This window comes from Litchfieldella anticariensis FP35 = DSM 16096 (assembly GCF_000409775.1).
GTDB classification, from domain to species: domain Bacteria; phylum Pseudomonadota; class Gammaproteobacteria; order Pseudomonadales; family Halomonadaceae; genus Litchfieldella; species Litchfieldella anticariensis.
The window spans coordinates 328,620-348,199 of the sequence record NZ_KE332392.1; the positions used below are offsets into that span (position 1 = coordinate 328,620).

Annotated in this window: 18 protein-coding genes; 14 read left to right on the plus strand and 4 right to left on the minus strand. The window is 58.2% G+C overall.

Annotated features, from left to right (window positions below; genetic code table 11):
* Nucleotides 1-14: 14 nt before the first annotated feature.
* Nucleotides 15-170: a DUF1328 domain-containing protein gene (locus L861_RS24280; protein ID WP_016417894.1), complete on the plus strand. Its 156-nt coding sequence runs from the start codon at nucleotides 15-17 to the stop codon at nucleotides 168-170.
* A 235-nt stretch (nucleotides 171-405) separates the two neighbouring features.
* Here the strand turns inward: L861_RS24280 and ettA are convergent, their stop codons facing one another.
* Both ettA and L861_RS17120 read right to left on the minus strand, forming a co-directional pair.
* A complete protein-coding gene (gene ettA / locus L861_RS17115) occupies nucleotides 406-2,067 on the minus strand; it encodes an energy-dependent translational throttle protein EttA (RefSeq protein ID WP_016417895.1) in 1,662 nt (553 codons plus the stop codon).
* 137 nt (nucleotides 2,068-2,204) lie between these two features.
* Nucleotides 2,205-2,420, minus strand: a complete 216-nt coding sequence (locus tag L861_RS17120; RefSeq protein WP_016417896.1) for a PA3496 family putative envelope integrity protein — start codon at nucleotides 2,418-2,420, stop codon at nucleotides 2,205-2,207.
* Between the two features lie 238 nt (nucleotides 2,421-2,658).
* On the opposite strand from L861_RS17120, the gene L861_RS17125 reads away from it, so the two are divergent.
* Complete coding sequence (locus L861_RS17125) at nucleotides 2,659-2,928, plus strand: Rdx family protein (RefSeq protein WP_016417898.1); 270 nt, start codon at nucleotides 2,659-2,661, stop codon at nucleotides 2,926-2,928.
* Between the two features lie 122 nt (nucleotides 2,929-3,050).
* Nucleotides 3,051-3,941 (plus strand): DMT family transporter, encoded by an 891-nt coding sequence (locus L861_RS17130; RefSeq protein WP_016417899.1) that lies wholly within the window; start codon nucleotides 3,051-3,053, stop codon nucleotides 3,939-3,941.
* Here the strand turns inward: L861_RS17130 and L861_RS17135 are convergent.
* Nucleotides 3,932-4,627, minus strand: coding sequence for an arylesterase (locus tag L861_RS17135; protein WP_016417900.1), 696 nt, complete (start codon nucleotides 4,625-4,627; stop codon nucleotides 3,932-3,934). The two genes, L861_RS17130 and L861_RS17135, sit on opposite strands and share 10 nt — an antisense overlap.
* Here L861_RS17135 and L861_RS17140 point away from each other — a divergent pair.
* From L861_RS17140 to L861_RS17175, 8 genes are all read left to right on the plus strand, one after another.
* Nucleotides 4,626-5,342 carry an ABC transporter ATP-binding protein gene (locus L861_RS17140; RefSeq protein WP_016417901.1) on the plus strand — a complete coding sequence of 239 codons (717 nt, stop codon included), beginning with the start codon at nucleotides 4,626-4,628 and terminating at the stop codon, nucleotides 5,340-5,342. The genes L861_RS17135 and L861_RS17140 overlap by 2 nt on opposite strands.
* A gap of 62 nt (nucleotides 5,343-5,404) precedes the next feature.
* Nucleotides 5,405-7,981, plus strand: a complete 2,577-nt coding sequence (locus L861_RS17145) for an ABC transporter permease (protein WP_027947880.1) — start codon at nucleotides 5,405-5,407, stop codon at nucleotides 7,979-7,981.
* 67 nt (nucleotides 7,982-8,048) lie between these two features.
* Nucleotides 8,049-9,449: a hypothetical protein gene (locus L861_RS17150; protein WP_016417903.1), complete on the plus strand. Its 1,401-nt coding sequence runs from the start codon at nucleotides 8,049-8,051 to the stop codon at nucleotides 9,447-9,449.
* A gap of 136 nt (nucleotides 9,450-9,585) precedes the next feature.
* Nucleotides 9,586-10,851: a serine hydroxymethyltransferase gene (gene glyA / locus L861_RS17155; RefSeq protein WP_016417904.1), complete on the plus strand. Its 1,266-nt coding sequence runs from the start codon at nucleotides 9,586-9,588 to the stop codon at nucleotides 10,849-10,851.
* 178 nt (nucleotides 10,852-11,029) lie between these two features.
* Nucleotides 11,030-11,818: a FadR/GntR family transcriptional regulator gene (locus L861_RS17160; RefSeq protein WP_016417905.1), complete on the plus strand. Its 789-nt coding sequence runs from the start codon at nucleotides 11,030-11,032 to the stop codon at nucleotides 11,816-11,818.
* Between the two features lie 68 nt (nucleotides 11,819-11,886).
* Nucleotides 11,887-12,921, plus strand: coding sequence for a TRAP transporter substrate-binding protein (locus L861_RS17165; protein WP_016417906.1), 1,035 nt, complete (start codon nucleotides 11,887-11,889; stop codon nucleotides 12,919-12,921).
* A gap of 83 nt (nucleotides 12,922-13,004) precedes the next feature.
* Nucleotides 13,005-13,607: a TRAP transporter small permease subunit gene (locus L861_RS17170; protein WP_016417907.1), complete on the plus strand. Its 603-nt coding sequence runs from the start codon at nucleotides 13,005-13,007 to the stop codon at nucleotides 13,605-13,607.
* A complete protein-coding gene (locus L861_RS17175) occupies nucleotides 13,607-14,908 on the plus strand; it encodes a TRAP transporter large permease (RefSeq protein WP_016417908.1) in 1,302 nt (433 codons plus the stop codon). Before L861_RS17170 ends, L861_RS17175 begins: the two co-directional genes overlap by 1 nt.
* Before the next feature lie 174 nt (nucleotides 14,909-15,082).
* On the opposite strand, the gene L861_RS24285 is transcribed toward L861_RS17175, so the two are convergent.
* Nucleotides 15,083-15,592: a gluconokinase gene (locus L861_RS24285; protein ID WP_081645882.1), complete on the minus strand. Its 510-nt coding sequence runs from the start codon at nucleotides 15,590-15,592 to the stop codon at nucleotides 15,083-15,085.
* Between the two features lie 293 nt (nucleotides 15,593-15,885).
* Here L861_RS24285 and L861_RS17185 point away from each other — a divergent pair, with 293 nt between their 5' ends.
* The 3 genes from L861_RS17185 (at nucleotide 15,886) to L861_RS17195 (ending at nucleotide 19,518) form a co-directional block, all read left to right on the plus strand.
* Nucleotides 15,886-16,728 (plus strand): HAD-IIB family hydrolase, encoded by an 843-nt coding sequence (locus L861_RS17185; protein ID WP_016417910.1) that lies wholly within the window; start codon nucleotides 15,886-15,888, stop codon nucleotides 16,726-16,728.
* Nucleotides 16,725-17,945: a glycosyltransferase family protein gene (locus L861_RS17190; protein WP_016417911.1), complete on the plus strand. Its 1,221-nt coding sequence runs from the start codon at nucleotides 16,725-16,727 to the stop codon at nucleotides 17,943-17,945. Before L861_RS17185 ends, L861_RS17190 begins: the two co-directional genes overlap by 4 nt.
* 163 nt (nucleotides 17,946-18,108) lie before the next feature.
* Nucleotides 18,109-19,518, plus strand: coding sequence for an MBL fold metallo-hydrolase RNA specificity domain-containing protein (locus tag L861_RS17195; protein WP_027947881.1), 1,410 nt, complete (start codon nucleotides 18,109-18,111; stop codon nucleotides 19,516-19,518).
* The last annotated feature ends 62 nt before the right edge of the window (nucleotides 19,519-19,580 follow it).

Genomic DNA, 19,580 nt, shown 5'->3' on the forward strand with positions numbered 1-19,580 from the left:
GTAAGGAGACCTTCATGCTCGGCAACGCCATGCTATTTCTGATCATCGCTATCATTGCCGGTGTTCTGGGCTTTAGTGGCATAGCAGGTGTGGCTGCAACCATTGCCCAAGTGTTGTTCGTGCTGTTTCTGATTCTGTTCGTTGTGTCGTTGATTCGCGGCCGGCGCTGACCGACACAAGAAAGTCTCGTCTCGAATGCGAACTGACCCCTAACAATTGGGGTCAGTTCACGAGGTCAGTGGGTTTTCCTATCTGCACGAATCCAGGGAGTGCTGAAGGCATCGGCGAGCAGGCTTAATCACAAGACGCCCGGAGCGCAGCTCCCGGAATGTACCTGCTACATGAGGAGAGCGAGCACCGCGTAACGCAGTGATTGAGTCGCGCAGCCATGTATTCAGTACTTCCTCATGCGTCGATACGCTTGTACTTCATCCGATGTGGAGTATCGTCGCCAACCCGCTTGCGGTGATCTTCCTCATACTCGGTGTAGTTGCCTTCGAAGAACACCACTTGAGACTCGCCCTCGAAACCGAGAATGTGGGTAGCGATACGGTCGAGGAACCAACGGTCGTGAGAGATCACTAGGGCACAGCCGGGGAAGGCGAGCAGGGCTTCTTCCAAGGCTCGCAGGGTTTCGACGTCGAGGTCGTTGGACGGTTCATCAAGCAGTAGCACGTTGGCACCCTGTTTCAGGGTCTGAGCCAATTGCAGACGTCCGCGCTCACCGCCGGATAGCTCGGAGAGACGCTTCTGCTGATCGTTGCCCTTGAAGTTGAAGCGGCCCACATAGGCGCGTGACGATACCTCATAGCCGTTGATGTTGAGAATGTCTTGTCCGTCGGACACGGCCTCCCATACGGTCTGCTTGTTATCGAGTGCGTCGCGGAGCTGCTCGACGTAGGCGATATCGACCGTGTCGCCGGTCACCACCTCACCGCCATCCGGTTGCTCCTTGCCTGTGATCAGCTTGAACAGCGTCGACTTACCGGCGCCGTTACCGCCCACTAGACCGACAATGGCCCCCTTGGGTACGCTGAAAGAAAGGTCTTCGTAAAGCAATTGGCCGTTGAAGCCCTTGCTGACCCCATCGAATTCGATGACCTTGTCGCCCAAGCGTGGACCGGGCGGAATGTAGATCTCGTTGGTCTCGTTGCGTTTCTGGAAGTCGCCGGATTGCATCTCCTCGAAGCGATTCAGGCGTGCCTTGCTCTTGGCCTGGCGTCCTTTGGCGTTGCTGCGAACCCACTCCAACTCCTGCTTGATGGCCTTCTGACGTGAGACTTCCTGCTTGGACTCCTGCTCGAGACGCTTTTCCTTGGCTTCTAGCCACTGGGAGTAGTTGCCCTCGAAGGGAATGCCCTGACCGCGATCGAGTTCGAGAATCCAGCCCGCCACGTTATCGAGGAAGTAGCGGTCGTGGGTGATGGCCACCACGGTACCAGGATAGTCGTGGAGGAAGCGCTCCAGCCAAGCCACTGATTCGGCATCCAGATGGTTGGTAGGTTCGTCGAGCAGCAGCATGTCAGGATTGGACAGTAGTAGGCGACATAGTGCCACGCGGCGGCGCTCGCCCCCGGAGAGATTGCCGACTTGAGCGTCCCAAGGCGGCAAGCGCAGAGCTTCGGCAGCGACATCGAGCTTGCGCTCGAGGTTGTGGGCGTCAGCAGCTTCGATCAGGTTTTCCAGGCGTGCTTGTTCGGAGGCCAAGGCATCGAAGTCGGCATCCGGCTCGGCATAGGCGGCATAGACGGCGTCGAGCTTTTCCTGAGCCTCCTTGATATGGGTCAGGGCTTCTTCGACGGTATCGCGGACGTTCTTTTCGTCATCGAGCTGTGGCTCCTGGGGTAGGTAACCGACATTGATACCCGGCATGGGGCGGGCTTCGCCTTCGTATTCGGTATCCACTCCCGCCATGATGCGCAGCAGGGTCGACTTTCCCGCCCCGTTGAGACCCAGCACACCGATCTTGGCGCCCGGAAAGAAGGACAGCGAAATATCCTTGAGAATCTGTTTCTTGGGGGGCACGACCTTGCCCACCCGGTTCATGGTGTAGACGTATTGCGCCATGGACATCCACTTGGGTTAGGGGTTTCAGTGGCCACCGATGATAGTGGCCGTTATCCCGAAAGGCTAGCCTTGCGACGGTCAAACCCAAATGGTGATGGGCGCTTGTGCGCCCATCACGGTGTCATTTCGCAGCGAGGTTATTCTTCTTCCTCGTCATCCATGTCCAGCAGCCAATCATCCTCGATGGCACGTTTCAGACGACGTTCCTCGAGCAAGGCCTCGACTTGCCGCCGGGCACGCAAGGTATCGGCCTTACTGCTAGAGCGTGAACGGGTATAGTGTTCGTCGTTGACGGCGTCGAGGAATTCCTGCTCGTCGTCGAGGGAGTTGTTGACTAGATGTTCTCGGCTCATGCGATGCCCTCCCATGACCCTGATTCTGATATTACACCCTATAGCACAAGCGCTTGGACACGATTCGTCAAGAGCCTGGAGGGCGCCATCGAGCACCTGGCGGCGCCTGATGGCCTATATAGCGTCAGATTCTCGGAAGAGCAAGAGGGGGAAGCGAAAAAATTCGATTCTGCATGAGGCTCACCCTGATGGGAGGGTCTTGTTATCATGCCGTCAACCCTATGGCGGACATGACGACATGGCACGAATTCGTATTCATTATTGCACGCAATGCCAATGGCTTTTGCGTGCTGGCTGGTACGCTCAGGAACTGCTCTCCACCTTTGGCGAGTCGCTCGAAGAGGTAGCGCTGATACCTTCCCATGGTGGTTATTTCGAGATCTTTTACGACGACGTCTCACTGTGGGAACGCAAGCGCGACGGCGGTTTCCCGGATATCAAAACCCTCAAGCAGCGTGTTCGCGACCGGCTCGACCCCGAGCGCGACCTCGGTCATATCGATCGATAATCTGACTTCGAGCTTCGAGCTTCGAGCTTCGAGCTTCGAGCTTCGAGCTTCGAGCTTCGAGCTTCGACTTTTCATTTGCAGCCCGGAGCTTGCCGCTCGGGGCTACAGGCCTGGGAGTAAAAATGACACAGGAACGTCAGGCCATGCTGTGCGGTCTGGGGGCCGTGGCGTTGTGGTCCACGGTGGCCACCGCCTTCAAGATAGCGTTGTCCATCATGTCGCCGATCGAACTAATGTGGATTGCCGCATTGGTTTCCTGGGCGTTGATGGGGGTACTGGTAAGTCGCCAGGGCTTGCTGGGGCAGGCTGTTCGTCAGGGCTGGCGCACTGCCGCCTGGGCTGGGTTAATGAATCCGGTGGCCTATTACTTGGTGCTGTTTGCTGCCTATGATCGGTTGCCCGGTCAGGAAGCCATGGCACTCAACTATACGTGGGCGTTGGCGATGGCGTTTCTGGCGGTACCGATTCTCGGCCATCGCTTGACCCGTCTCGATATCGTCGCTGGGCTGATCGCCTATGCCGGCGTGTGGGTGATCGCCACTCGTGGAGCGGTGTTCGATGTCGCTTTCACCGATCCGCTGGGAGTCGGTCTGGCGCTGGCCTCGACTCTGCTGTGGGCATTGTACTGGCTGCTCAACGCCCGCGACCACCGACCGCCTTTGGTAGCCCAGTGGCAGAATTTCAGCATTGGCTTGCCGGTTTTGACGGTCTTCGTGGTGCTGGGTCCGGGATTCGAATGGTATGGCTGGGCAGGAGTGGGGGCGGGGGTCTATGTGGGGCTGTTCGAGATGGGCGTCGCTTTCGTGCTGTGGCAACTGGCGGTGCAACGTATCTCGCGCACCGCCAAGGTCGCCAACCTGATCTTCCTGTCGCCGCCAGTATCACTGCTGTTACTGTTCTTTATCATCGGCGAGCCGATCCTGCCTTCGACCCTGATCGGCCTGCTGCTGATTCTTGGGGGGTTGGGCCTGCAACAACACCAGAAGGCGCCCGAACCGGCCAGTCAGTCCTGAGTGTTGAACGACAGGTCGACGTGGCGCTCCAGCAGTGTTTCTAGCTTGGGCCAGACGTTGTCGAGAATGATCGGTTGGGCACTGGCGGTGGGATGAATACCGTCACCTTGCATCAGCGACTCATCAAGGGCGATATTCTCGAGAATGAACGGTACCAGCGGCACATTGTATGTCTCGGCAAGCTCGGTGTAGGTATTGCGAAACGCCTCGCGGTATGCAGGGCCATAATTGGGTGGGATATCGATACCCAGTAGCAGTACGCCGGCATCGGCCTCGTGGCTGGCTTCGATCATCTTGGCCAGATTGGCATGCATCTGGCGCGGTGATAGTCCACGCAAGCCATCGTTGCCGCCGAGTTCCAATAGCACCAACTCGGGTTCATGCTGTCGTAACAACTCGGGCAAGCGCGATAGGCCTCCTGAGGTAGTTTCGCCACTGATGCTGGCGTTGATGACCCGAATGTCGTCACCTAGGCGTTCGGCCAGCAGATGAACCCAGCTCTGTTCCTGCTCGATACCATAGGCGGCACTCAAACTGTCGCCCATTACCAGCAGAGTGGGACGAGTGTCGGCGTGAACGGGCGCCGCTACCAGACATAACCAGACCAGACATGCCAGCCACAGCCGGGCAGCTACACGCTGTGGACTTCGTGGAATGCGCAGGAAAACAGGGAATTCTTTTACCATGATCGACTCCTCTCGACCTGATTCGACTCCGATTCTACACGCTCGAGCCTTGAGCAAGCAGGTGACTAGTGGCGAGCGACCGTTGACCATTCTGAGTGACTTGGGACTCACGGTGTTCCCGGGGGAGACTCTGGCGATTCTCGGCGCCAGTGGTGCCGGCAAGTCAACGTTGCTGGGGCTACTGGCAGGGCTGGACTCACCGACTACGGGGGACTTGGACCTGTTCGGTGAATCGTTGACGGCACTCGACGAAGATGGCCGTGCTCGTCTGCGAGCCGGTCGCGTGGGTTTCGTGTTTCAGAACTTCCAATTGTTGCCGACACTGACAGCACTGGAAAACGTGCTACTGCCATTGGAGTTGTCGCCTCTTGCCGATAGCGAGGCGCGGGGGCATGACTGGCTGACTCGGGTAGGGCTGGGAGAGCGCCTGGATCATCTTCCCAAGCAACTTTCCGGGGGCGAGCAGCAACGTGTGGCTTTGGCCCGCGCCTTCGTCACCGGTCCAGAGTTGGTGTTCGCCGACGAGCCGACCGGTAATCTCGACCAGGGCACCGGTAAGAAAATCATTGATCTGTTGTTCGAACTCAACCACGAGGCTGGCACCACCCTGGTGCTGGTCACTCATGATCATGCCTTGGCACGACGCTGCGACCGCTGCCTGCGCCTGGAGGATGGTCACCTCGTCGCCATGCATCACGATGAGGTGGAGGCATGAGTGTGACGACCGGCATCTCCAACGACCAACACGACTTGCCGCTGTCGGCGCCCAGATCCGCCATGCATTGGTTGACTCTCTCATGGCGGGGGTTGCGGCGCGATCTACGTGCTGCTGACGTGCGCGCCTTGTTCGTAGCATTGGCATTGGCGGTGGCGGCGGCGACGATGATCGGTTTCTTTCTCGATCGCCTGGAGCGTGGCCTCGAACGCCAGGCAAGCCAGATGCTGGGTGGCGACCTGGTGCTTGAACAGTCGCAGCCCTTTGATGAGGGGCTGCGGCGAGAACTTCACGATGCAGGGCTGACCGTAAGTGACCAGGTCGACATGGTCTCGATGGTCAGCAGTGAAGGGGCCTTCCAGCCGGCTAGCCTCAAGGTGGTCGACGATCATTATCCGTTGTATGGAATGGTGCATGTCGATCGCGGCGAAGGTGCCGAGCAGGTAGCCAGCGGGCCCAAGGTTGGCGAGATCTGGCTGGCTCCACGCTTGGCCCGGCTTATCGAAGTCTCGTTGGGTGATGACATCCAAATTGGCAGGACATCATTGACGGTCAGCGGCTTCATCGAGCGCGAGCCTGACCAGTCGGCAGGCTTCAGTAATTTCAATCCACGCTTGATGATGAACCTGGCTGACCTCGAGGCAACTGACTTGGTACAACCCGGTTCCCGGGTCGAGTTCGAGTTACTTGCCGCCGGCCCGCCCGAGGCCGTAGCCAGCCTGGAAGGGCGTCTCGATCAGTTGCGGCGTGAAGGGGTCGAAGTGCGTGACGTGCGGATCGACCGCCCCGGATTGGGGCGCTCGCTGGAGCGGGCGGAAAAGTATTTGAGCCTGGCCGGCTTGGCAGCGGTGCTGCTGGCCGGTGTAGCGGTGGCCATGGCCACACGCCGTTATGTGGATCGTCATTTGGATACGGCGGCATTGCTGCGCTGTTTTGGAGCCTCTCAGGCTCAGCTTACCCGCTTGTTTGCCCTGCAGTTGCTATGGTTAGCGCTGGCTGCCTCGCTGCTTGGCGCGTTACTGGGCTTGGCTGGTCAGGCAGGATTGTTGATGTTGCTGACGCGCTTTTTGCCACTGGAATTACCGCCTCCCGGGCTATTGCCGCTGTGGTTGGGAATGCTGACAGCCCTGGCTGTGCTGGTAGGCTTTGCTGGCCCCACCTTGTTGCGGCTCAAACGCGTCAGCGCGCTCAAGGTGCTGCGTCGAGAGCTCGACCCTTTGCCAGCATCGGCTTGGGTGGTAGTCGCTATGGCCAGTTTGGTCTTCGGTGGCTTGTTGTGGCTTTACTCGGGCGATGCGTGGCTCTCCTTCGGCTTGTTGAGCGGGGGGGTGGTCATGCTGGTAGCCTTGTGGGCCGTGGGCTGGCTACTGCTGGGGGGAGTCTTGCGTCTGGCATCGCGGGTACCGGTATCGAACGGTGGGAACGGCCATGACCTGCGCCAGGCAATACGTCTGGGAGCCCGGCAACTGGCACGTCGACGTCGCGCCAGTTTGGGACAGATGCTGGCCTTTGCCGTGACCTTCGCTGCCATGGCGATGATCGCGCTGGTGCGAGGCGATTTGCTGACCACTTGGCAGGCCCAGCTTCCCGAAAACACGCCCAACTATTTTGCCATCAATATCCAGCCCGGTGAGCGCCAGGCGTTTATCGAAACCCTTGAGGGCGCCTCCGACGAACTAACTGCACTCTATCCCATGGTGCGTGGACGTATCACTGCTATCAACGATCAACCGCCTCGCGAGGTGGTGCCGGTCGACGCGCAAGGCGATGGCTCACTACGTCGTGAACTCAATCTCACTTGGCGTGAGACATTGCCTGAGGGCAATCGCGTGGTAGCGGGTGAGTGGTTCGATTCTCTGGAAGCGGCGGGTTCCGGTTCAGGAGGTTGGTATGACGAGATCGATACCCAGTCGCCACCGCGTGTCCCGATATCCATGGAGGATGGCCTGGCGAACCGCTTGGGGCTGGGGTTGGGCGATACGCTCACCTTCACCATCGGTGGCGAGGATATTACTGGCGAGATTGCCAGCCTGCGTAACCTGGACTGGGACAGTTTTCGGCCCAATTTCTTTGTGATCTTCCCGCCCGGAGTGCTGGAGCGTTTCGGCCACAGCTATATCACGGCGTTCCATTTACCACGAGATAACAACGATGTCCTACGCCGGTTGGTCGACAACTTCCCCGGTGTGTCGCTACTCAATGTCGAAGCGATTCTCGCCCAAGTGCGCGACTTGCTTGGCCAGGTCACGCGTGCGGTAGAGTTCGTGCTCGGCTTCGTATTACTGGCTGGTGTCAGCGTACTGTACGCCGCACTGATCGCCAGCCGCCCCATGCGTGCCCATGAAAGTGGTCTGCTGCGGGTGTTCGGTGCCGGAGACCGACTACTCTCTCGCGTCCAAGGCGCTGAGTTCGCGGTACTGGGTTTTACCAGCGGGCTGATGGGGGCGCTGCTCGCCGAGTTGGCGGCAGGTGGGATCTATATCGGTTGGCTGGATCTTGCGCCGCGTATCCACTGGGGGCTATGGGTGACCTTGCCACTGGGAGGGGCATTATTGATCGGTATTATCGGTCACGTCCTATCACGCGGAGTACGCAAACAAGCTCCCATGGCCAGTCTGGGGTTGCTGGGAGAGGCTTGATGAGGCGATCTGGCGTAGACTGTAACGGTTCGTGTCCATTGTAATGCAATCTCAATGGAGGGGAATCATGAAATCCATCGGCCTTTGGTTGCTGAGCCTGGCTCTGTTGGTACTTCCAGGATCGGTGTTGGCCAGTCCAGAACGGCTGGAGGCCGACTTGCGAGCCATGTTCGGCGAGACGGGAACGTTCGAGATTGGCGATGTCTCTTCGCCGATGTTGTCGTTCGGCAGTCGCGTGGTTGCCGATACGCTGATCTATGATAGCGGCCACGGCGAGCGGGTGCTGGTCGACCGTTACACTGTGCGTGGTGACTACGATGCCCCCGATGCTGTAATGATCGATGGCTTGAGAGTTGAGGACACTCGAAGCGGTCTGACTGTGGTGAGTGTCGAGACGTTGAACTTTGAAGAGCCGTCGCACGCCGTTTTTCCGCTACAAAATGAGTCATTGGCGGATGCCTGGCGTACCGAGGGATTGAGCGTCGACAATCTCGCCATCGATCTTGCCTCCGACGTAGCCATGGAGTTATTCCACGACACGCCTTGGGCCGATGGAAGAGGGCGCCTTAACATTGCACGCATCGAGGGGCGGGAGTTGGCGGCGGACCGTATCGGTCTGCTCGAAGCGAACGAGCTTTCCGGTGAGGGTGAGAATCTAGGCGAATTGGGTTCCGGTTCATTCCGTCTGGCCTCGTTGCGGCTGGTGGATGCTCGTAATCTCGATATCGAGGAGGAGGCCCGTGTTGGCGAATTGCTATTGTCCGACATGGTTATCGACACCGATCGACTGGTGGGTGCCTTCGAGCGCTTGCGAGTGGATGGCGACACGGACGATGGCGAAGGCGGCGTGTGGCTCGATGCTATGCACCTGGACCTCAATCGGATGGTGGAGTTGGCTCCTGTTGACCAGCGCACCCAGATGCGCATGTTCAGCAATGTACTAACCGATGGTACTGGCGAGCTAGACCTGGATGTTGCCTTCGAAGGTCGCTGGACGGCAGAAGATGACATGGGATCGATCATGAGCCATGGCGTGGTGGACATGGCCAATGCGTTGCACCTCAGGCTGGACATGGATCTTCCGGTAGCCGTACCTACGGGCATGGAGCCGGCAGCTTACTTTGCTGGTCTCAACGATTTCGAGGACATGACCCTGCTGGGGGGCGATATCATCCTGCATCTTGAGGAGCAGGGCCTGTTCGGCCGCATTGCGCCGGTAGGCGCCGCCATGGCAGGCATCAGTGAGCAGCAGTTCATCGAACGGGCACGTACCCAGGCCCAGGGGTTCGGTATGGTGCTGGGAGATGACGTGAAGGCGATCTTGATGGCATTGGTTGGCATGCTCGAAGGCAACGTCAGTGAGTTGACGATATCCGCCTCGTTGCCCCCCAACAGCAACCTGGATAGCTATCGTGAAGATCCCCTGGGACTTTCAGAGCAGTTGAGTATTCGCGTCGAGAGCCGCTAATCCGCGTGCTTAAGTTTGGCTAAACCCAACGTGAGAAATAATGGGGCAGAGCATGACCCCCTTTCATGTGAAAGGACGTCAGGCCTAGGGTATCATGTTGGCTTCGATTTTCCCGCGATTTCGAGGACCCTCGACGATGTTCAGCCGTGACATGCAGATTGCCGGTTTCGATGATGCCCTGTTCGATGCGATGCAGAAAGAAGTCGCCCGCCAGGAAGCGCATATCGAACTGATCGCCTCCGAAAACTACGCCAGCCCCCGAGTGATGGAAGCCCAGGGGACCCAGTTGACCAACAAGTATGCGGAAGGCTATCCCAGCAAACGCTACTACGGTGGTTGCGAGTACGTCGATATCGTCGAGCAATTGGCCATTGATTACGCCAAGGAATTGTTTGATGCGGCCTATGCCAATGTCCAGCCGCACTCTGGTTCCCAAGCCAACAGTGCTGTTTTCCAGGCACTGGTCAAGCCGGGCGACACCGTATTGGGCATGAGCCTGGACGCCGGCGGCCACCTGACCCATGGTGCCAAGCCCAACTTCTCCGGCAAGCACTACAACGCGGTGCAGTACGGTATCGACGAGAACGGTCGTATCGATTACGACGAGGTTGCGCGTCTGGCCCGTGAGCATCAGCCGAAGATGATCATCGCCGGTTTCTCGGCTTACTCCCAGATCATCGACTGGGCCAAGTTCCGTGAGATCGCCGACGAGGTGGGTGCCTACCTGCTGGTCGACATGGCGCATATCGCCGGCCTGGTTGCCGCCGGTCTCTACCCGAGTCCGATGCCGCATGCCCATGTGGTCACCACCACCACCCACAAGACCCTGCGTGGTCCGCGTGGCGGCCTGATCCTCTCCAGCGAGGGTGACGCGGATATCGAGAAGAAGCTCCAGGCCGCCGTTTTCCCCGGTCAGCAGGGCGGTCCCTTGATGCATGTCATCGCCGCCAAGGCGGTGTGCTTCAAGGAGGCCATGACGCCTGAGTTCAAGAGCTATCAGCAGCAGGTGATCAAGAACGCCCAGACCATGGCTGGTGTGTTCATCGAACGTGGCTACGACGTGGTATCCGGCGGTACTGAGGACCATCTGTTCTTGCTGTCGCTGATCAAGCAGGGCCTGACTGGCAAGGACGCGGATGCTGCCCTGGGGCGCGCCCATATCACCGTCAACAAGAATGCCGTGCCGGGCGACCCGCAGAGCCCCTTCGTGACTTCCGGTTTGCGTATCGGCACGCCGGCGGTGACCACCCGTGGCTTCGGCGAGACCGAATGCCGCGAGTTGGCCGGCTGGATCTGCGATATCCTCGACGCGATGGTCAATGGCGACTCAACCGCGGTCGAAGCTGACGTCAAGGCCAAGGTCGAGGAAGTCTGTGCACGCTTCCCGGTTTACCGCGACTGATCGCTTCCCCGCCCAACATCTGACTATCGAGCGCCTCGGCCTATGCCGAGGCGTTTTTTTTGTTCTGGCCACCATGCCCCGAGGCTTTGACTAACGTCTAAAGGCATTATGTTCTTTTTTACACGATCCTATGTCGGACATAAACGGAGCATAGTCCTACACGACAGTCGGAGCTGGCATGAGCCGAGCCACATCTTCCCCCAACAATCGCGCAACGCGCCCCGATATCGCCGAGCAGCTCGCCGAGGCGATCTTCAGCGGCGTTTATGCTCCGGGGGATTTCGTGCCCAAGGAGCTGGATCTCTGCGAACAGTACAGTGTCAGTCGTAGCACGGTACGCAGCGCACTCCAGACATTGGTGGCAGCGGGCATGGTGAAGCGTATTTCGGGGCAGGGCAGTCGGGTACGCGAACTGGCCGAGTGGCACTTGCTCGACCCACGGGTCAGTGACTGGATGGCCCGTTTTGCCCAGCCCAACCCACGTATTCGTCGTGAGATCTTCGCCTTCCGAGTCGCCGTGGAACCCTTCGTGGCGCGCTTAGCGGCTGAGAACGCCACGGCGGCAGACCTGTTGGCGATCGAAACTGCCTACCATGGCATGATTAGGGCCTTGGAAACTCCCGATCATCTTTATCAGGGGGTAAGCCACGATGACCACGATGTCGCCTTTCACGAAGCAATCTTCGCTGCGACCCACAACCTGTTGTGGTCGCAGATCAGCCATGTGCTCAAACCAGCGATTGCGCTGCTGGTGGAAACATCCAATCACAGCGCCGATGAGCTCAACGACAGCATGGAACGCCATCGTCTTCTAATGGAGGCGATACGCCTGCGTCAACCTGAACAGGCCGAAGCCGCTGCCCTGTCTGTCCTTGAGAGAACAGGTCTCGACCTGGGGCTGGAGGGGCTGAGCAGCCATCTTCCCACCCTGCGCCTGCCAGGCGTGGGGCGTCTCGAGCCATCGTGAATGGCTCTTGTTCCCACGGCACCACTGGTGTCGCAACGATAACCTGAAAGCAAGCGAGAAGGGGCATCATGACCACTACCACGTCACTCAAGGGTTTCGCACTCAAGACGCTAGCCACTGCGGTACTGGGCTCCCTGGCCTTCGGGGCGCAGGCGGCGGAATACGAATGGACCTTCCAGACCTCCGAGACGTCCGGCGAGCCACAGTTCGAAATGAAGAAAGCGTGGGCCGACAATGTCAATCAAATGTCAGGCGGCCGAATCGAGATCGAGATATTGCCGGTCAATGCTGTCGTCCAGGCCAACCAGACGCTCGATGCGGTCGAAGCCGGCATCCTGCAGGGGCATCTGACCGACCCTAGTTACTTCTCGGGCCGTGACCCCGCCTTCGGCATGTTGGGTAATTTGGTTGGGGCCTGGGGCGATCCACTGGAGTTCCTCGAGTACATGAACCACGGCGGTGGCGAGGAGCTTTACAACGAGTTGGTCGAGCCCTACGGCGTACATTTGATCGGTGCTGCGGCAACCGGCCTGGAGTCGTTCCCTTCCAAGCGGCCGATTCGCTCCGTTGACGATCTCGAGGGCCTCAAGGTCCGTGCGCCGGAAGGCATGGTCTACAACATCTTCGAGAAAGCGGGAGCGGCACCGGTCAATCTGCCGGGTTCCGAGGTCTATACCTCGTTGGAGAAGGGAGTTATCGATGCCGCTGATTACACAGTGTTCTCCACCAACCACAGCCAGGGATTGCACAGCTTTGCCAACTACCCGAACTATCCGGGGTTCCACTCCCTGCCGATGGTGTCGGTATCGTTGAACAAGGAGATTTGGGACGGCCTGCCCGAGGACCTCAAGGCAATCCTGGAAACCTCGGTGGATAGACTGGCTTACGAAATGGTCTTCGAGCTCAAGAAACTGGATCTCGAGGCCGTGGCTGAGGCACGCAGCAACCCGGATATCGAACTGATCGACATGCCAGCCGAGGAACGTGCCAAGTTCCGCAATATTGCCAAGGAAGAGTGGGCAGCGTGGGCTGAGCGTAGCGAGATGAACCAGAAGATCTACGACTCGGTGGTCGAGTTCCTGCAAGCTCGCAACCTGATGTAACACGGTACACGCCAAATCATTTACTCATCATCCGACCGGTGGATCGCCCGAGCGACTTCTCGGGCGATTTACGGAGATAACCCATGTCGCAGCAACCTTCTGACACTCAAGACCTGTCCGAGGTCATCGAGCAGGCCGAGGACATCTCCCCCGAACGCAACGCCCTCGACCGCCTGGTGGCCCGCGGTGCTCGTGGCGCCGCCTGGATGATCCTGCTGGCCATGGCCATCAGCGTGGTCGAGGTGTTCCTGCGCTACGGCTTCAACAACCCCACCTCTTGGGTCCACGAGAGCGTGGTGTTCCTGGTCGCGGTGAGCTTCGCCCTGGGGGGGCCGGCGGCCATGGCCAAGAACAGCCACATTCGCGTCAAGGTGCTCTACGATAACGCCGGGGCGCGCCTCAAGGGCTGGATGGATCGCTTCAACGACCTGGTGACGCTGGGCTTCTGCCTGACCATGAGCTACGCCGCCTTCCACATGTTCTGGCGCGCCTCGCACAACCCGCTCGGCGAGTGGCAGTTGGAGCGCTCCGGGACCTCCTGGAACCCGCCCTTTCCGGCGCTGGTCAAGGGCGTAATTCTATTCGCCCTGGCGCTGATGACGCTGCAGGCAACGCTGCACCTGATCCAGTCGCTGCGCGCGCGACCGGCCACCACCTCGACCACCACGGCCAAGGAGGGGCGCTGATGGATATCGCAACTGCGACCCTGCTGATGGTGGGGGCGATCTTCGCGCTGCTGGTCACCGGCCTGCCGCTGGCCTTCATCACCGGTCTGGTGGCCATGGTCTTCACCTTCGGCTGGTTCGGCGAGACCGCACTGCCGCTGGTCACCAGCCGCGTCTATGGCTTTATCACCGAGTACTCGCTGGTGGCGGTACCGATGTTCGTGCTGATGGCCTCGCTACTCGATCGCTCGGGGATCGCCAAGGACCTGTTCAACGCCATGCGTGTGTTCGCTGGGCGTCTGCCCGGGGGCGTGGCGGTGCAGACCATCGTGGTGGCGTTCTTCCTCGCCGCGCTGTCGGGAATCATTGGTGGTGAGATCGTGCTGCTGGGGATCCTGGCGTTGCCGCAGATGCTGCGCCTGGGCTACGACAAGCGGCTCTCGATCGGCGTGGTGTGTGCCGGTGGGGCACTCGGCACCATGATGCCGCCGTCGATCGTGCTGATCATCTACGGCCTGATCGCCAGTGTGTCGATCGCCGAACTGTTCACCGCCGCGGTGACCCCGGCGGTGATCCTGATGGGCTCGTACATCGCCTATGTGCTGGTGCGCTGCCTGAAGAACCCCGAGATGGGCCCCCCGCTCTCCGACGAGACCCAGGACAACCCCTTCGCCAGCAAGCTCGACGCCATCAAGGCGATCCTGCTGCCGGGCATGATCGCCTTCCTGGTGCTGGGCACCATCTACGGCGGCATCGCCTCGGTCACCGAGGCCGCAGCGATGGGCGTGTTCGGGGTGATCCTGGCCATCCTGCTGCGCGGCGAGTTCAGTCTGGGCATGCTGCACCACAGCCTGAGCCAGACACTGAACACTTGCGGCATGATCATCTGGATCGGCATCGGCGCCGCGGCGTTGGTCGGGGTCTACAACCTGATGGGCGGCAACCGCTTCGTGTCGGGACTGATCCTCGGGCTCGAGGTCGCGCCGATCGTGATCATCCTGGTGATGATGGGCATCATGCTGGTCTTGGGGCTGTTCCTCGACTGGATCGGCATCGCCATGCTGGCCTTGCCGATCTTCCTGCCGATCGTCACCCAATTGGGCTTCGACCCGATCTGGTTCGGCATCCTGTTCGCGGTGAACATGCAGGTCTCGTTCCTATCGCCACCATTCGGGCCGGCGGCGTTTTATCTCAAGAGCGTGGCACCGCCGGAGATCAGCCTCAAGGATATCTATGTGTCGGTGCTGCCGTTCATGCTGATTCAACTGTGTGTGTTGGCGGCGCTGTTGATGTGGCCGCAATTGGCCATCTGGCCGCTGTGATACGGGAATATATCCACTGATTGCAATATATGAAAAACCGCCGATTCCGATCGGCGGTTTTTCATAGAGAATGTTCAATATCTTGTCTGGAAAAATCGGAAAGAAGAGAAGTTATTAGATACAGGCTTGGTGGAATTGAAGTCGATGATTAGTCTGCAAAGGTTCGTTGATGAATTAGCCTGTCAAAGTTTTCAAGTATCTGTCGACGATCTCTTCTGGGGGGAGACGAATGTCGATAACAATGGCTTCATCTTCGCCAGGAGCTTGCAGATCTCTAAGTTGGCTGTCGAGCATATGATCACCATGAAAAAAGTGTCCTTGGCGGCTTACCAGCCGTCGTAATAGCACGTCACGATCACCATGAAGATACAGGATACGCAGCTCTGGAGCCCCTTGGCGTAGTATGTCCCGATAGCGACGCTTGAGAGCGGAGCATCCAATAACCACTGTCTTCTTCCGCCTTCCGTAGTCACGATAGAAGTTGGCAAGTGTTTGCAACCAGTCTTTTCTGTCATTGTCATTCAGTGGCTCACCTCGTGACATCTTGGCAATGCTGGTAGCGCTGTGATGATCGTCGGCATCGATGAAATCAGCTTGTAGCCGTTCAGCAATGAGCTTCCCTATGTGAGATTTTCCCGACCCGGAAACGCCCATTACCAGAATGGATTTTGGCCTGGTGTCCATTGTTTATTACTCGAATAATACATTGACAACGTGTGCCGCATTATAACGGCTATAGGTGGTAAAGAACCAGAAAAACTCAGGCTTAATATGTATCTTTTGATAACGTGCCAGAAGGATTTTTAGCATGCACCAATATGGTGAGATAAAAGAGGTCGATAGCGCAATCTGGCCCCAATATAGTGCTTGGTGCTTAATGCCAGCATATAACATGGCGATATCTGACAACGAAATGGGTGCTTTGGCATGCTACGTGCTAGGTTCATCATTAGCATGAACGCTACATAGGTGCTGCCATGACACAGTTGTCTTCTCGTCCACGAGTGGTATTCACCGATCTTGATGGTTCCTTGCTCGACCATGATACCTATGGCTGGCAACCCGCCAGTGCCTGGCTGTCACGACTGCAACATGCCGGTGTACCGGTAATCCCCGTCACCAGTAAGACTCGTGCCGAACTACTGTCCCTGCGCCTTGATCTGGGGCTAAGCAATAGCCCATTCATCGCCGAGAATGGCGCTGTGATCGGTTTGCCACCAGCCTGGCAGCACGCCCGCCTTGATCGTAATCCAGACAATGTCGGAGGGTTGTGCATCAAGACGCCCAGCTTGGATGTGGGATTCATTCGCAGACGCCTGGAGGTACTCAGGGAACGGCTAGGGCTGTCGTTTCGTAGCATGGGGGAAATGGCGCTGGACGAGATCATGGAGCATACCGGACTTCCTGAACCACAAGCGCGATTGGCCCGGGTTCGTGAAGGTAGCGAGCCGCTGATTTGGCAGGACTCCGAAGCGGCGTTGAAACATTTCGCTCAGGCGCTCAATGACGATGGTCTGCACCTGACTCGCGGCGGACGCTTCCTGCACGTAATGGGTCGGGTGCACAAGGGAGACGCTCTGCATTGGTTGGTCGATCGATTCGTGGCATTACGCGGCACCCGGCCGCACACCCTGGGGTTGGGTGATGGTCCCAATGATATACCGCTGTTGGAAGCAGTGGACCTGGCGGTACTGATTCGTGGTCGTCATGGTCAGCCAGTCGAGGTCAAGGCCGAGCGACTCTATCGCACCCGCGAACATGGTCCCGAAGGATGGGTCGAGGGGTTGGATTACTGGTGGGGTGAGGAGATCCCGATATGAGCGACTTCTATCAGAATGGCATCATCACCAATTTCCACAATCTGACCCGACGCCCGGTGGAGGCCCTGGAAGTCGATTTGGTGCGTTTTTCCATGCGGCGCCCCATGGGGCTAATCCTGCCGTCGCTCTATTCCGAGCTCGAGGGGCCGGCTCTGTCGCATATCGTCGATGAACTGGCCAAAGTGCCATATCTCTCGGAAATAGTCATTGGCCTGGATCAGGCCGACCGAGAGCAGTTCCTGCATGCCCGAGAGTTCTTTTCACGTCTGCCGCAGCACCATCGTATTCTGTGGAACGACGGGCCACGGCTGAGAGCGCTTGACGCCGAACTGGCTGCCGAGGGCATTTCCCCGCAAGAGCCGGGCAAGGGGCGCAATGTGTGGTTCTGTGCCGGCTATGTACTGGCCTCGCGGCGGGCCGAGGCGGTGGCGTTACATGACTGCGACATCGTCACCTACGATCGTAGTTTGTTGGCCCGACTGATCTATCCCGTAGCTCACCCTCAATTCAACTACGAGTTTTGCAAGGGCTACTATTCACGTATCGCCGCGGGTAAGCTCAATGGCCGGGTGGCGCGCTTGATGGTGACACCGCTTATTCGTGCGCTGAAGAAGATCTACGGCCCCCTGTCATATCTCGACTATCTCGATAGCTATCGCTATCCGCTTTCCGGCGAATTTTCCATGCGTGCCGCCGTGCTAGACGGAATCCGCATTCCCAGTGACTGGGGGCTGGAAATCGGTGTGCTCTCCGAAGTGCATCGCAATTATTCCACCAAGCGGTTATGCCAGGTGGATATCGCCGATATCTACGATCATAAGCACCAGCCGGTTTCCGAGGACGATCCCGGAGGCGGTCTCAATCGCATGAGTCTGGACATCGCCAAGGCGCTATATCGCAAACTGGCAACATTGGGCATACAGATCAATGCTGAAAGCTTTCGCACCATCAAGGCGACTTACTATCGCATTGCCCTGGATCTGATCGAAACCTATGACAACGATGCCGTAATGAACGGGTTGAAGCTCGATCGCCACAGCGAGGAACAGGCGGTGGAGTTGTTTGCCGCCAATATCATGGAGGCGGGGAAGGTGTTTCTCGACAATCCTCGCGACAAGCCTTTCATTCCCAGCTGGAACCGGGTGCAGGCGGCGATTCCCGATCTGCTGGAACGTATGCATGCGGCAGTAGAGCTCGATAACAAGGGCAAGGTGTAGAGGACTCCAGCTTTTACTGGTAACGAGAGATCCAGCCCAAGAAGTAATGGGGACGGCTCAGATAGTTCGTGGAGCCTTGCACTCGATCAAGGTGGCTCTCTCGATTATCCAGTATGCTGAAGAAATCGAACATACAAGCTGGAGCGAGAGGGCGAAGTTCTGCATGGCGACACTGACCTTCCAGGGGGCGGTCGGTGAGGTTACCGGGTCGCGTTACCTCATTGAGCTCAATGACACCGAACCATCCCACAAGTTGCTGTTGGAATGCGGCCTGCACCAAGGCGGTCCGGATGCTGAGCGAGTCAATGCCAGGCCTTTCGGCGCTCTTGCTCGACAACTATCCGCTGTGGTCCTGTCACATGGCCATCTCGATCATGCGGGGTTGTTGCCCAAGCTGGTACGTGAAGGATATCGCGGGCCGATTCATTGCCCCTGGGACACCCGGGATCTGTTGGAGATCATGCTGGCCGATGCCGCCTTCGTCATGGCCAAGGACATCGAGTGGGAGAACAAATGGCGGACCAAGGCTGACAAACCGTTGCTCGAAGTGCTCTATGACTTGGACGATGTCGAGCGCACACTGAAGCTGTGTGAGCCCCATGGCTATGGCCAACCGGTGTCCTTGCCTGGCGGTGCAACCTTGGTGTTCCGTGATGCCGGCCATATCCTGGGATCGTCGATCGTGGAACTTGGTCTGCCATCTGGCGGGCGCCAGCGACGCTTGGTGTTTTCAGGAGACTTGGGTAATCCCAGCTCGGTGCTGATGAAAGAGCCCGAGAAAATCCATGAAGCCGATGTGGTGATGATGGAAAGTACCTACGGTGACCGTGATCACCGTCCCTTGGAAGAGACCATCGAAGAATTTTCGCAGGTACTCGAGGAAGCGCACGATGCCGGTGGAAACGTTCTGATCCCGGCCTTTGCTGTCGGACGCACTCAGGAAATCCTTTATCACTTGAGCGTGCTGTACCACGAGGGGCGACTCAAGCAACAGCGTATCTTCCTCGACAGCCCCATGGCGATTCGCGTTACTGAGCTGTATGCCAGGAAACGCAAATCACTCAACCGCGAGGATCTCAAGGTACTCAATGTGGCTGCCCAAGGCGATCCTAGCCAGTACCTTCCTGTGCTACGTCTGACTCGTAGTGTCGAGGAGTCCATGGCCATCAACCGCATTCATGGCGGTGCTATCGTCATCGCCGGGGCAGGTATGTGCAATGGCGGCCGTATCTTGCATCACTTCCGCTACAACCTAGCCAAGCCTAGCACGAGAGTGGTGATCGTTGGCTTCCAAGCTGCCGGTACCTTGGGGCGACAGCTGGTCGATGGAGCCGAGCGAGTCAAGGTGCTGGGGGATGAATTGCCAGTGAAAGCGAAAATTCACACTATCGGAGGGTTCTCTGCGCATGCCGGTCAGTCTCATCTAGTGGGATGGGCGGGAGCTTTCCGTCATCGCCCTCAGTTTTATCTAGTACATGGTGAGCCGAGTGCTCAGAAGGCGCTACAAACGGCTTTGGCGGAAAGTGGTATCGAGGCCGATATACCTGGCTACGGTGATTGCGTTTCGTTATGAGCGATACTTTAATATTATTAAAGACTATAACGATATAACTTTTATTTTGGTATACTGCCCTC